The sequence below is a fragment of the Streptomyces chlorus genome, from assembly GCF_042655885.1.
Lineage (GTDB): Bacteria > Actinomycetota > Actinomycetes > Streptomycetales > Streptomycetaceae > Streptomyces > Streptomyces chlorus.
The window spans coordinates 390,907-403,708 of record NZ_JBHSOA010000025.1 but is presented as its reverse complement, the minus strand read 5'-3'; the positions used below and the strand labels follow the sequence as shown (position 1 = coordinate 403,708).

General features: G+C 71.8%; 14 protein-coding genes. 9 read left to right on the top strand and 5 right to left on the bottom strand.

Features of this window, described 5'->3' with window-relative positions:
* Positions 1–37 precede the first annotated feature (37 nt).
* Positions 38–637 (bottom strand): TIGR03086 family metal-binding protein, encoded by a 600-nt coding sequence (locus tag ACFPZI_RS13415; protein ID WP_381362676.1) that lies wholly within the window; start codon positions 635–637, stop codon positions 38–40.
* Positions 638–800: 163 nt separating this feature from the next.
* Here ACFPZI_RS13415 and ACFPZI_RS13410 point away from each other — a divergent pair, with 163 nt between their 5' ends.
* Positions 801–2,069 (top strand): MFS transporter, encoded by a 1,269-nt coding sequence (locus tag ACFPZI_RS13410; RefSeq protein ID WP_381362673.1) that lies wholly within the window; start codon positions 801–803, stop codon positions 2,067–2,069.
* On the opposite strand, the gene ACFPZI_RS13405 is transcribed toward ACFPZI_RS13410, so the two are convergent.
* Both ACFPZI_RS13405 and ACFPZI_RS13400 read right to left on the bottom strand, forming a co-directional pair.
* A complete protein-coding gene (locus ACFPZI_RS13405; RefSeq protein ID WP_381362670.1) occupies positions 2,006–3,187 on the bottom strand; it encodes a hypothetical protein in 1,182 nt (393 codons plus the stop codon). The two genes, ACFPZI_RS13410 and ACFPZI_RS13405, sit on opposite strands and share 64 nt — an antisense overlap.
* A complete protein-coding gene (locus ACFPZI_RS13400) occupies positions 3,184–4,125 on the bottom strand; it encodes a 5-dehydro-4-deoxyglucarate dehydratase (protein WP_381362667.1) in 942 nt (313 codons plus the stop codon). Before ACFPZI_RS13400 ends, ACFPZI_RS13405 begins: the two co-directional genes overlap by 4 nt.
* Positions 4,126–4,357: 232 nt before the next feature.
* Between ACFPZI_RS13400 and ACFPZI_RS13395 the strand changes: the two genes are divergently transcribed.
* The 8 genes from ACFPZI_RS13395 to ACFPZI_RS13360 all read left to right on the top strand — a co-directional run bounded on the left by ACFPZI_RS13395 (position 4,358) and on the right by ACFPZI_RS13360 (position 12,288).
* The gene (locus tag ACFPZI_RS13395; RefSeq protein WP_381362665.1) at positions 4,358–5,167 is read left to right on the top strand and encodes an NAD-dependent epimerase/dehydratase family protein; all 810 of its coding nucleotides are present in this window, start codon (positions 4,358–4,360) and stop codon (positions 5,165–5,167) included.
* A 346-nt stretch (positions 5,168–5,513) separates the two neighbouring features.
* Positions 5,514–6,284: a DeoR/GlpR family DNA-binding transcription regulator gene (locus ACFPZI_RS13390; RefSeq protein WP_381362662.1), complete on the top strand. Its 771-nt coding sequence runs from the start codon at positions 5,514–5,516 to the stop codon at positions 6,282–6,284.
* Between the two features lie 138 nt (positions 6,285–6,422).
* Complete coding sequence (locus ACFPZI_RS13385; RefSeq protein WP_381362660.1) at positions 6,423–7,796, top strand: ABC transporter substrate-binding protein; 1,374 nt, start codon at positions 6,423–6,425, stop codon at positions 7,794–7,796.
* A complete protein-coding gene (locus tag ACFPZI_RS13380) occupies positions 7,793–8,734 on the top strand; it encodes a carbohydrate ABC transporter permease (protein ID WP_381362657.1) in 942 nt (313 codons plus the stop codon). The genes ACFPZI_RS13385 and ACFPZI_RS13380 overlap by 4 nt, the downstream gene beginning before the upstream one ends.
* Positions 8,731–9,582 carry a carbohydrate ABC transporter permease gene (locus ACFPZI_RS13375; RefSeq protein ID WP_381362654.1) on the top strand — a complete coding sequence of 284 codons (852 nt, stop codon included), beginning with the start codon at positions 8,731–8,733 and terminating at the stop codon, positions 9,580–9,582. Before ACFPZI_RS13380 ends, ACFPZI_RS13375 begins: the two co-directional genes overlap by 4 nt.
* Positions 9,579–10,568, top strand: coding sequence for a zinc-dependent alcohol dehydrogenase family protein (locus tag ACFPZI_RS13370; protein ID WP_381362651.1), 990 nt, complete (start codon positions 9,579–9,581; stop codon positions 10,566–10,568). The genes ACFPZI_RS13375 and ACFPZI_RS13370 overlap by 4 nt, the downstream gene beginning before the upstream one ends.
* A gap of 191 nt (positions 10,569–10,759) precedes the next feature.
* Entirely contained in the window at positions 10,760–10,981 is a 222-nt protein-coding gene (locus tag ACFPZI_RS13365; RefSeq protein ID WP_381362649.1) for a hypothetical protein, read from the top strand.
* Positions 10,982–11,055: 74 nt separating this feature from the next.
* Entirely contained in the window at positions 11,056–12,288 is a 1,233-nt protein-coding gene (locus tag ACFPZI_RS13360) for a TerD family protein (RefSeq protein ID WP_381362951.1), read from the top strand.
* A gap of 79 nt (positions 12,289–12,367) precedes the next feature.
* Here ACFPZI_RS13360 and ACFPZI_RS13355 read toward each other — a convergent pair whose 3' ends face one another.
* Together ACFPZI_RS13355 and ACFPZI_RS13350 are read right to left on the bottom strand one after the other, a co-directional pair.
* Positions 12,368–12,553: an SbtR family transcriptional regulator gene (locus ACFPZI_RS13355; protein ID WP_381362646.1), complete on the bottom strand. Its 186-nt coding sequence runs from the start codon at positions 12,551–12,553 to the stop codon at positions 12,368–12,370.
* Positions 12,550–12,768 carry a hypothetical protein gene (locus ACFPZI_RS13350; RefSeq protein ID WP_381362643.1) on the bottom strand — a complete coding sequence of 73 codons (219 nt, stop codon included), beginning with the start codon at positions 12,766–12,768 and terminating at the stop codon, positions 12,550–12,552. The genes ACFPZI_RS13355 and ACFPZI_RS13350 overlap by 4 nt, the downstream gene beginning before the upstream one ends.
* Between the last annotated feature and the right edge of the window lie 34 nt (positions 12,769–12,802).

Sequence of the window (12,802 nt, the reverse complement as noted above, 5' to 3'; positions counted from 1 at the left end):
CCTGCCCGGATGCCCGGCCGCTCGGGAGATCTCCTGGTCAGGCCTTGGGTGTCCACCCCGGATCGCGGCCGCTCAGCCCCACCGTCCGGTCCAGCAGCGGGGCGTCGGACGGCACGGGCACGACGGGGCCGAAGATGCCCTCGCCGCTGTCCCGGCCGGGTTCCGCCGCGGCGGCGAGGAGGAAGGTGTGCGCGGCCTCGAGGGCGGCGGGGTCGGGCGCGTAGTCCTGGCCGGTGGCGCGGGCCAGGTCCCAGCCGTGGATCACCAGTTCGTCGGCGGCCACGGCTCCGGCCACCTCGCCCGGCAGGTCGACGCCTCCGACCCTGGTCATGCCGGTCCAGGCCAGGGGGTCGCCCCAGGCATCGGCGAGTTCGCCGAGCACCGCGGGCAGGTCCTCGCGCCAGCCGGGGCGGAGGTCCGGCAGGGCGGCGTCCGGGCTGGTGTCGGTGGTGCTGCCGAGGTCCTTGCGCCCGGCGTCACGGAAGGCGACGCTCAGCCCGGCGAGGTGGCCCAGGATGTGGTGCACCGCGTACCGGGGGCAGGGCGTCCGGTCCGCGAACTGCGCGTCGGTGACGCCCTCGGCGAGGCGCGCGATGATCCGCGCCTGCGGTCCGAGGTCGAGGGTCGAGTCGGTCATGGCTGCTCCCTGCTCCTCATGGCTGTATGACTGTGCCCGTGCGCGCACGGGTGTTCCTGGAGGGTTGACCGAGCCGGGTCTCGGAACTCATCGCTCGCCCGTGCCATGGATAAGGCGTCTGCCCGATCCGTACGGACAGTCCTTAGCCCCACGATGACCTGGCATGACGACGAACGGAACGCAGGGACCTGGCGGACCTGGCGGGCGGGCCTGGACCGCGGTGCGCGTGGTGCGGGAGCGGAACGCGCGGCTCTACCTGGCCGGAGTGGTGGTGTCGGGCTTCGGCACGTCCGCGCTGTGGCTCGCCTCCGGCGTGTGGGTCAAGGACCTCACCGGCTCGGACGGGCTGGCCGCGCTGTGCCTGCTGGCGATGTGGGCCCCCACCCTGGCCGGCCCGCTGCTGGGCACGCTCGCCGACCGGTTCCGCCGCAAGCCGCTGCTGATCGGCACGAGTCTGCTCCTGGCCGTACTCCTGCCCGCCCTCCTCGCCGTCGACTCTCCGCACCGCCTGTGGCTGCTGTACGCGGTGCTGTTCGTGTACGGCGCGGCGGGCGTCGTCCACGACGCGGCCGAGTCGGCGCTGATCGCCACCGCCGTGGACCGGTCCCTGCTCGGAGACTTCAACGGGCTGCGGATGACGGCCGACGAGGGCATGAAGCTCCTGGCCCCGCTGGCGGGCGCGGGCCTGTACGCCGCGTACGGCGGGGCGTCCGTCGCCCTCCTCGACGCGGTCACCTTCCTGCTCGCCACGGTGCTGTACGCGTTCCTGCGCGTACGGGAGGAGCGGCCCGCGCCCCCGCAGGACAGCCCGCGGGAGCGCATCGCCGAGGGTGCCCGTCATTTGTGGTCGCATCCTGCGCTGCGCCCGCTGGTCCTGGCGGGCGGCGCCACGATGCTGTGCGCGGGAGTGAGCGGGGCGCTGGTCTACGCCGTGGTCGAGGGCCTCGGCCACTCCCCCGCGTACGCGGGTGTGCTGTACGCCGTCCAGGGCGCGGGCTCGGTGGCGCTCGGCCTGTGCTCGGGGCCTGCCCTGCGCCGCTGCGGCGAGCGGCGGTTCGCGGCATACGGCATCGCCCTGCTGGCCGCCGCCGTCGCGCTGCGCGCGGTGCCGAACGATCCGGTGGCGTGGGCGTGCAGCGCGGCGATCGGGGCGGGGCTGCCCGCCGTACTGATCGCCACGCTGACCGCCGTGCAGCGCGAGACGCCCGGCCCGCTGCTGGGCCGGGCCACCGCCACCGCCAACACACTGGTGTTCACGCCGAACGTGCTCGGACTGGCGGCCGGCGCGGCGCTGGTCGAACTGCTCGACCACCAACTGCTGCTGGTCGCCCTGGGGTGCACACTGTCGGCGGTGGCGGTGGCGCTGTTTCAGAGTGCGGTGAGCGCCGAGCGCACCGCTTCCAGATCGCCGTCCGACGCCAGTCCCGCGTGATACAGCCGCAGTTCCGTCGCGCCGAGGCGGCGGGCCTCGGCCGCGTCCGCGGCGAGGGTGCCGGGGCTGCCGCCCATGCCGGAGACCACGGTGAAGTTGGCGGCGAGGACGGCGTCCGGACGGTTCTCCGGTACGTCCCGCGCCTCCCGTGCGAACGGCGTCAGCGGGGCGGGGCCGCCGGTGCAGGGGACGACCACGCCGTCGGCGACGGAGAGGATGTGCGCGGGGTCGACGCCGGCGTTCGCGCCGCAGTGGTACGACACCGGGTCCGCGTGCAGCAGGACCTGGAAGCCCTCGGGTGCCGCGTCGCGTACCGCCCGGACCGCCGCCTCCTGGAGCGTGCGGGCCGTCGCGTCGCGCCACGCGCGCGTGGCGGCCGCCGTCTCCTCACCGAGGAGCTTGCCGACTCCCGCCCAGCCTCCGTCGGAGGGCGCCCCCTGCCACACCGGTTCCAGGGCGGCCCGTACGGTCGCGGCCAGTTCACCGGCGTCCAGGCCCTGAGCCCCGTAGCCCTCGCGGCAGGACGGGCAGAAGCACAGGGACATCAGGTACTGCCCGGCGTCTCCGAGGCCGACCCCGGCGGTCTTGTCGTGGGCGTGCAGATGCGCGAGTCCGTACCAGCCGAGGGACTCCAGTTCGGTGCCGCTCGCCCCGGGCCGCACCGCGGCCTCGGCGGCCAGGCCGGTCAGGTACGCGCGGGTGGCGGGCTGCGCGATGCAGGGGGCCCAGGGGTAGCGGTCGCCGTAGGCGTTGACGACCGAGGTGTCCGGGTGGTCGGCGCCGAGGCGGGAGTTGTGCGCGAGCACGACCCAGGTGTGCACCTGGAGGCCCGCGTCCGCGAGCGCCTCGGCGGCCTCGCCGAAGGCGTCGCCGGGGGCCCAGTCGCCGGAGGGGTACGGGCGCGGGGCGCGGGCGGCCCAGTGGGCGCCGGGTGGGTAGAGGACGGCCGCGTGCTCGGCGGTGACGATACGGTGGCGCGGGTGACGGGGAGTCAGCGCACGCGTGGAGTGGTAGGCGGAGGCGAGCGTCGCCTGCGCCACGCCGAGCCCGGCGAGCCGCGCGGGGGCTTCGGGGTCCCCGTTGACGTCCCAGGGGTAGACGAACGCCGATGCCTTCACTTGGCCTCCTCGATCAGTGCGAGTCCCCGCTCGATCAGCTGAGCGAGTTGCTTGACATGATCCCCGGCCGGTTCGTCGAGCGGCGGCCGGACCTCGCCCACGTCCAGGCCGCGCAGCCGTACCCCGGCCTTGACCAGGGAGACGGCGTATCCGCGGCCCTGGTCGCGCAGTTCGACGAAGGGCCGGTAGAAGCCGTCGAGAAGGCGGTCCACGGTGCCCCGGTCGCCGGTGTGCAGGGCCCGGTGGCAGGCGAGGGCGATCTCGGGCACGAAGCAGAACACCGCGGACGAGTAGAGGGTGATGCCGAGGGCACGGTAGGCGAGCTGGGTCTGTTCGGCGGTGGGCAGCCCGTTGAAGTACAGGAACCCGCCGGGGTCTTCGGTGCGTACGGCGCTGACGATCCGCTGCATGTGGTCGAGGTCGCCGTGGCCGTCCTTGAGGCCGATGATCCCCTCGGTGCGGGCCAGTTCGACGACGCTCTCGGGCGTGAACAGGGCGTTGTCGCGCTGGTAGACGATCACCGGCAGGGCGGTCGCCGCGGCCAGTTCGCGGTAGTGCCGCACCAGTCCCGCCTGGCCGGCCCGCACCAGGTAGGGCGGCATGGCGAGCAGCCCGTCCGCCCCGGCCCGCTCGGCGAGAGCGGCCCAGCGCACCGCGAGGCCGGTGCCGTACCCGGCGCCCGCGACGACCGGGACGCGTCCGTCGGCCGCTTCGACGGCGACTCGCACGCACGCCTCGAACTCCTCGGGCGTCAGGGCATGGAACTCCCCGGTGCCGCAGCAGGCGAACACGGCGGCGGCCCCGGCCTCGACCCCGCCGCGCACATGGAGCCGATAGGTCTCGAGGTCGACGGAGCCGTCGGGTCCGTAGGCGGTGACCGGGAAGAACAGCGGTCCGCTGGGGATGCCGAGTCGGGCGGCGAGAGGGGCTGGCGTCACAAGCTCTCCCAGGTCCATATTCTTGATTGGCGTCTACATTTCTGAACAGTGTCACGCTAGAGCGCTCCCTGGACACCGGTCAAGCACGCCGACCCGTCACACACCAGCTGATTCCCCCACTCCGCGGGAGGGTGGGGGATACTTGACGGGCGGCGGGCCACCTCCTTACCGTGTCCACGCATATGAATGCCGTGCGCGCACATGCACGGCCGGTGATGCAAGGAGATCCTTGATGCCCGCTCCCCGCACCGTCCTGCTCACCGGCGCCGCCGGCGGCCTCGGCACCCTGATGCGGGGCCTGCTCCCGGACTACGGTTACCAGCTGCGCCTGCTCGACCTGCGGCCCATCGGGGGGGAGCCGGACGCGATCGTGGCGGATCTGGCCGACAGGGAGGCCGTGCGCGAGGCGGTCCGCGGGGTCGACGCGATCATCCATCTCGCGGGCATCTCCCTGGAAGCCTCCTTCGAGAAGATCCTCGCGGCGAACATCGAAGGCACCTACCACCTGTACGAGGCCGCGCGCGAGGAGGGCGTGGGGCGCATCGTCTTCGCCTCCTCCAACCACGCCGCCGGCTACACCCCGCGCCCGCAGGGCGACGACCCCCTCATTCCCATCGACACCCCGCGCCGCCCGGACACCTTCTACGGCCTGTCCAAGTGTTTCGGCGAGGACCTCGCCCAGCTGTACTGGGACAAGCACGGCCTGGAGACCGTCTCCGTACGCATCGGCTCCTGCTTCCCCGAGCCGACCAGCGTGCGGATGCTCTCGCTGTGGATGAGCCCCGCCGACGGCGCCCGCCTCTTCCACGCGGCCCTGACCGCCGAGGGCGTCGGCCACACGGTCGTCCACGGCTCGTCCGACAACACCCGGCTGTGGTGGGACCTCACCTCCGCGCGCGCTCTCGGGTACGACCCGCAGGACGACTCCGAGCCGTTCGCCGCGAAGCTCGTCGCCGAGCAGGGCGAACTGGACCCGGACGATCCGGCACAGGCGCGCATCGGCGGCCACTTCGTCACCGACCCGCCGATCTGGCCGTACTGACGGCACCAGCAGTACCGGCGGCACCACTGCGCGAAACCAGCACCACCGCACGAAACCGACGACGCCCGCGCGCACGATCGCGGCGGGAAATCGACGTCCACAGCGGGGGGCGGGCACCGAACGGGCCCGCCCGCCGCCGCATTCGGGCACCCGCGATGCCCGCTTCCCCGCCCCCGTCCATCTCTCCCCCAGGTCCGAGGCGGGCATCGCCCGAGTCGAACGGGCACAAACGGGCAGTACCGGTTACGCAACAGACCTGGTCAGGTTCGCGTACCCGCTGTACAACTTCTCGCAAGGACCCCACAGGGCCCGAACGGGCACCCGACCAGAAAGCAGGTGTGCGGCCATGAGCGACAGAACGGCCGAAGAGCGCCAGCGCGAGATCGTGCGGGCGGCGCGCGCCACCGGCTCGGTCGACGTGACAGCGCTCGCCGCCGATCTGGGCGTGGCCAAGGAGACCGTCCGGCGGGATCTGCGCGCTCTGGAGGACCACGGCCTGGTGCGCCGCACCCACGGCGGCGCCTATCCCGTGGAGAGCGCCGCCTTCGAGACCACGCTCGCCTTCCGTGCCACCAGCCATGTGGCCGAGAAGCGACGGGTCGCGAACGCCGCGGCCGAACTCCTCGGCGACGCGGAGACGGTGTTCGTCGACGAGGGCTTCACCCCGCAGCTCATCGCCGAGGCACTGCCCCGGGACCGGGCACTCACCGTGGTCACCGCCTCCCTGCCGGTCGCGGGCGCACTCGCCGAGACCGGCACCGTGTCCGTCCTGCTGCTCGGCGGCCGGGTCCGCTCCGGCACCCTCGCCACCGTCGACCACTGGACGACGAAGATGCTCTCCGGTTTCGTCATCGACCTGGCGTTCATCGGCGCCAACGGCATCTCGCGCGAACACGGTCTGACCACGCCCGACCCGGCGGTCAGCGAGGTCAAGACACAGGCGGTGCGGGCCTCGCGCCGGGTGGTCTTCGCGGGCGTCCACAGCAAGTTCGGGGCGGTCAGCTTCTGCCGGTTCGCCGACGTCGGCGCGCTGGAGGCGATCGTCACGAGCACGCTGCTCCCGGCGGCCGAGGCCCACCGCTACTCCCTGCTGGGCCCTCAGGTCATCCGCGTCTGACCGGACGGCCCGGACCGCACCACGATCCACGGCACGCGCATTCCCCGCGTGCCGGTTCACCACACACGTTCCACATCCCCCGCGGGCCGACCCGTCCAGGCGACGCCCGGTACCTGCCTATACGTCCAGGAGCGATCCATGCGAACCCAGAGCCGACGGAGGCCACCGCGAGCCACACTCGCCGCGGTCGCCGCAGGGACGCTGCTCGCCCCGCTGCTCTCCGGCTGCTGGGTCGGAGCGGGCGGGGCCGGATCAGGCGGTGATGCCGTCAATGTCCTGATGGTCAACAACCCGCAGATGGTGGAGCTGCAGAAGCTCACCGCCGCGCACTTCACCAAGGACACCGGCATCAAGGTGAACTTCACCGTGCTGCCGGAGAACGACGTCCGCGACAAGATCAGCCAGGACTTCGCCAACCAGGCCGGCCAGTACGACGTCGCCACCCTGTCCAACTACGAGATCCCGATCTACGCCCGCAACGGCTGGCTCAAGGAGATGGACCCGTACGTCGACGAGGACCCCGGCTACGACGAGCAGGACGTCCTGAAGCCGATGCGCCAGTCCCTCACCGGGGACGACGGCAAGCTCTACGGTCAGCCCTTCTACGGCGAGTCCTCGTTCCTGATGTACCGCAAGGACCTCCTCGAGCGGGAGGGCCTGACGATGCCCGCCAACCCCACCTGGCAGGAGGTGGGCGAGATCGCCGCGAAGCTCGACGGGGCCGAGCCCGGCATGAAGGGCATCTGCCTGCGCGGTCTGCCCGGCTGGGGTGAGGTCATGGCACCGCTGACGACCGTGGTGAACACCTTCGGCGGCACCTGGTTCGACGAGGACTGGAACGCCCGCCTGGACTCCCCCGAGTGGCAGAAGGCGACGAAGTTCTATGTCGACCTGGTGCGCGAGCACGGCGAGGCCGGTGCCGCCCAGTCCGGCTTCGCCGAGTGCCTGAACAACACCACCCAGGGCAAGACCGCCATGTGGTACGACGCCACCTCCGCGGCCGGCTCCCTGGAATCCGCCAACTCCCCCGTCAAGGGGAAGATGGGCTACGCCCCCGCCCCCGTCGAGAAGACGGAGTCGGCCGGCTGGCTCTACACCTGGGCCTGGGGCATCCAGAACGCCTCCCGGAACCCGGACAACGCCTGGAAGTTCGTCTCCTGGGCCTCCGGCAAGGAGTACGAGCAGCTGGTCGGCGACGAGTTCGGCTGGTCCAACGTCCCGGCCGGCAAGCGCGCCTCCACCTACGAGAACCCGGACTACCGCGCGGAGGCCGCGGCCTTCCAGGAGATGACCAGGAAGGCCATCGAGCAGGCCCGCCCGGACGACCCGGGCGTGCAGCCGCGGCCCGCGCCCGGCATCCAGTTCGTCGGCATCCCCGAGTTCACGGACCTCGGCACCCAGGTCTCCCAGGAGATCAGCGCGGCCATCGCCGGACGCCAGTCCGTCGAATCGGCTCTGAAGAAGTCCCAGCAGCTCGCCGAAGAGATCTCCGAGGAGTACGAGGGACGATGACCGCCACGACAACGGCCCCCGTGGCCGCCCCGGAAATTGGCGCCAGCGGCGGGCGGCGCTCCGACCGGCTGCGCGGCTGGGCCACCCGGGCCCCGCTGCTGCCCGCCCTGATCTTCATGATCGCGGTGACCCAGCTGCCCTTCGTGGCGACGCTGGTGATCTCCTTCTTCGACTGGAACTCCCTCTACCCCGATGCCCGGGAGTTCGCCGGCTTCGCGAACTACGGTGAGGTGCTCGGCGACTCCGACCTGCGCCGGTCGGTGTGGACGACGATCCTGCTGACGGTGGCGGTCGTCCTCGCCAGCCTGGTCCTCGGACTGCTGCTGGCCCTGTTGCTCGACCGGAAGTTCCGCGGCCGGGGCATCGTCCGCACCCTGCTCATCGCCCCGTTCCTGGTGGTGCCGGTGGCGGCGGCCCTGCTGTGGAAGCACGTCCTCTACAACCCCGAGTACGGCCTGTTCAACGGCCTGCTGCACTACGTCGGCGGCCCGCAGCCCGACTGGATCTCCAATACCCCGCTGCTCGCGGTGGAGGCGGCGCTGGTGTGGCAGTGGACGCCGTTCATGATGCTGATCCTGCTCGCCGGCCTGCAGAGCCGGGACCAGGAGCAGATCGAGGCGGCCCGGGTCGACGGGGCGAGCGACTGGCAGATCTTCCGCCATCTGACCCTGCCGCACCTGCGCCGTTACCTCGAACTGGGCGCCCTGCTCGGGTCGATCTACATCGTGCAGAACTTCGACGCGGTCTTCACGATCACGTCCGGCGGCCTGGGCACCGCCAACCTCCCGTACACCGTGTACCAGACCTTCTACCAGGCCCATGAGAACGGTCTGGCCTCGGCCGCCGGTGTCCTGGTCGTCATCGGCTCGATCATCATCGCGACCTTCGCCCTGCGCGTCGTGTCGTCCCTGTTCCGCGAGGAGGCGTCCCGCGCATGAGTACCGTCGCCGTACCCGATCGCGGCCGGAACCGCAAGGGAGCGGGGCTCGGCCTGGTGGCCTGGCTGGCCGGCATCGTCTTCTTCCTGCCCATCGCGTGGATGGCACTGACGTCCTTCCACTCCGAGGAGGACGCGGCCACCAACCCGCCGTCCTTCGCCGCCGCCCTCACCCTGGACGGCTACCGGGAGTTCTTCGGCGCGGGCGGCGGCGCGAGCCCCTGGCCATCGCTGATCAACTCGACGGTGGCGTCCGTGGCGTCGACGCTGCTGGTCCTGCTGCTCGCGCTGCCGGCCGCGTACGCCCTGTCGATCCGCCCGGTGAAGCGGTGGACGGACGTCTTGTTCTTCTTCCTCTCCACCAAGATGCTGCCGGTCGTGGCGGGCCTGCTGCCGATCTACCTGTTCGCCAAGAACGCCGGGATGCTCGACAACATCTGGCTGCTGGTCCTGCTCTACACCTCCATGAACCTGCCGATCGCAGTGTGGATGATGCACTCGTTCCTCTCGGAGATCCCGGTCGCGGTGATCGAGGCCGCCCAGATCGACGGGGCCCGGCTGCCGACGGTGCTGGCCCGCATCATCGCCCCGATGGCAATGCCCGGCATCGCGGCGACGGCCCTGATCTGCTTCATCTTCAGCTGGAACGAACTGCTGTTCGCCCGGGTCCTGACGGGCGTGGTCGCCGAGACCGCCCCCGTCTTCCTGACCGGCTTCATCACCAGCCAGGGCCTGTTCCTGGCCAAGGTGTGCGCCGCGTCGCTCGCCATCTCCCTGCCGGTGCTCGCCGCGGGGTTCGCCGCCCAGGACAAACTCGTCCAGGGTCTGTCGTTGGGAGCCGTGAAATGAAGGCCGCCGTCATCGAGTCCGTGGGCCGGGCCGTCGTCACCGAGGTCCCGGACCCGACGCCAGGACCCCGCGAGGTCGTCGTCGAGGTCGCGGCCTGCGGGCTGTGCGGCACGGACCTGCACATTCTGCAGGGCGAGTTCGCCCCCAAGCTGCCGATCGTGCCGGGGCACGAGTTCGCGGGCGAGGTGGTCGGCGTCGGCGCCCAGGTCACCGAGGTGTCTCTCGGCGACCAGGTCGCCGTGGACCCCTCCCTGTACTGCTACGAGTGCCGCTACTGCCGTACCGGCCACAACAACCTGTGCGAGCGCTGGGCGGCGATCGGTGTCACCACGGCGGGCGGGGCCGCCCAGTACGCGGTGGCCCCGGTGGCGAACTGCGTCAAGCTGCCCGAGCACGTCCGCACCCAGGACGCGGCCCTGATCGAGCCGCTCTCCTGCGCGGTGCGCGGCTACGACGTCCTGCAGTCCCGCCTCGGCGCACACGTCCTGATCTACGGCTCCGGGACGATGGGCCTGATGATGCTGGAGCTGGCCAAGCGGACCGGCGCGGCGAGCGTGGACATGGTGGATCTGAACCCGGCCCGTCTGGAGACCGCCCGGCAGCTGGGCGTCTCCGCCTCGGCGGCGAACCCGGACGAACTGGACCGCCCCCAGGGCTGGGACCTCGTCATCGACGCGACGGGCAACGCGGCGGCGATCCAGGACGGCCTGGAGCGCGTGTCCAAGGCCGGCACCTTCCTGCAGTTCGGGGTCGCCGACTACGCGACGCGTGTGACGATCGACCCGTACCGCATCTACAACCAGGAGATCACGATCACCGGGTCGATGGCGGTGCTGCACAGCTACGAGCGGGCGGCGGAGCTGTTCGCGACGGGGGTGCTGGACCCGGACGTGTTCATCAGCGACCGTCTGCCGCTGGAGCGGTATCCGGAGGTGCTGGAGCAGTTCGCGAGGGGTGTGGGGAGGAAGATCGTGGTGGTGCCGTAGGGGGAACGGGACTTTTTCTCGCCCCCGGGACGGGCTGGATGTCCTGGCCGGCTCCTCTCGACCGACCGAGTCGGGTGGTGGGCGGGCAAAGGCCGGGGTTCCAGGGGCGGAGCCCCTGGAGTCGGGAAGGGAAGGGGCGGCGGGGGCGAAACCCACTGGGCGAGCCGCCCCCGCCGCCGTACCATCCGCGCATGCCCAAGCCCCACGGCTTCGCCTACGAGGCCCACCCCAACGGCACTGTGCACATCACCCACCACAACCGTCCCGCGACCACCCTGAACGGCGACCGCGCCGCCCGTTTCCTCACCGAGGTCACCACCACCGACCCCCAGCTCGTCATGGCCCGCTGGACCGGCAACTACAAGCGCGGCAACGAACGCACCGCCCGCGACCACCCCCGCAACCGGGGCTGAGAACCTCCGACCCATTCGGGCCACAGGTAAGGGAACGGCAAAACGCCCCCGCTCGTTCACCCGGCATGACAGCTATGACCCCCGGCTCGAACATCCCTCTTCCCACCGCCCGTGTGACGGTGGACGTCGCCGCCCCGGTGCGGCTCGACGTATCGGGCCTGCTGCTCACCGCCGACGGCAAGGTGCGCTCCGACGACGACTTCATCTTCTACAACCAGCCCGCGGGCCCCGGCGTGACCTACCGCTCCGGCGGCGGCAGCGCTCCGGACGCCATCACGATCGACACCACGGCCGTCCCGCCCGGCATCGAGAAGATCGTCGTCACCGCGAGCCCCGACGCCCAGGGCCAGACGTTCCAGGGCATCGAACCGACGGCCACCATCCGGAGCGCGGACGACAACGCGGTCCTGGCCACCTTCACTCCCCCGAGCCTCGGCGCCGAGACGGCCCTGGTGGTCGTCGAGGTCTATCTGCGCAACGGCGCCTGGAAGGCCCGCGCGGTCGGCCAGGGCTATGCCAACGGCCTGGCGGGCATCGCCACCGACTTCGGCGTCACGGTCGAGGAACCGGCCGCCCCCGCCCAGCCGGCCTCCCCGGTCCAGCCGGCCTCCCCGGTCCAGCCGGCCACTCCCCCTCCGCCGGCGCCGCCGGTCCCGCCGATGGCCGCCCCGCAGGCTCCGCCCGCGCCCGCCGCTCCCCCGGCACCGCCCGCCGCCGCGCCGGGCACCGGGAAGATCAACCTGGACAAGGGCCGGGTCAGCCTCCAGAAGAACCAGACGGTCTCCCTGATGAAGGGCGGCCGCCCGCTGCTCTCGCAGGTCCGGATGGGCCTCGGCTGGGAGCCGGCGTACCGCGGCAAGGACATCGACCTGGACGCCTCGGTCATCGCGTACGGCCCGCAGCGCAACCACATCGACAGCTGCTACTTCGGCAAGCTCCAGATCGTGAACGGCGCGATCCAGCACTCCGGTGACAATCTCACGGGCGAGGGCGGCGGGGACGACGAGACGATCACGGTCGACCTAGGCCGTCTCCCCCAGGAGGTCTCCGGCCTGGTCTTCACGGTCAACTCGTTCTCCGGCCAGAAGTTCACCGAGGTCGCCAAGGCGTACTGCCGTCTCCTGGACGCCACCACCGGCGAGGAACTGGTCCGCTTCGACCTCACCTCCGCCGAAGCGCAGACGGGCGTCATGATGGCGAAGCTGATCCGCCAGTTCTCCGGCGAGTGGGAGATGACCGCCATCGGCGACTTCGTGAAGTCCCGCACGGTCAGGGGCATGGTCAAGCCGGCCGCCCAGGCGCTGTAACAGCCGCACGGCCCGTGGCCGGGTGTGCCCCGCGTGCTCGGGGCACACCCGGGACCGGTACCCGGCCGGACTGGACCGGCTACGGCCGCAACCCCTCCATCAACAGCCCCAGATATCGGCGGATGGGCTTCCCCTCCCCGCCCGCCGGTTCCGAGGCCGTGGCGACCTCGTGGGCCAGGCGCAGCACGTCGACCGGCTCGATGTCCCGGCGCAGCGTCCCCGCCTCCCGCGCCGAGCCGACCAGCCGCGCCACCGCGCACTTCAAGGGCTCGCAGCAGTCGGTGGTGTCGCCGGCCGGACCGCCGTCGCCACCGTCATCGCCGTTGCCCCGACGGCGGAGCCCAGCAGGGCCCGCAGCCCTCGGATCCGGATCATCCCGGTGCCGAGTTCGTGCAGCCACTCGGTCAGCGCCTCACCGGGCGACAGCCGTTCGGCGAGTTCGCCGGCGCGCCGGCGAGCTTGACACCAGTCGTCCCCCACTCATCTGCACCGAGGGCGCCTCGGGGGCCAGGAC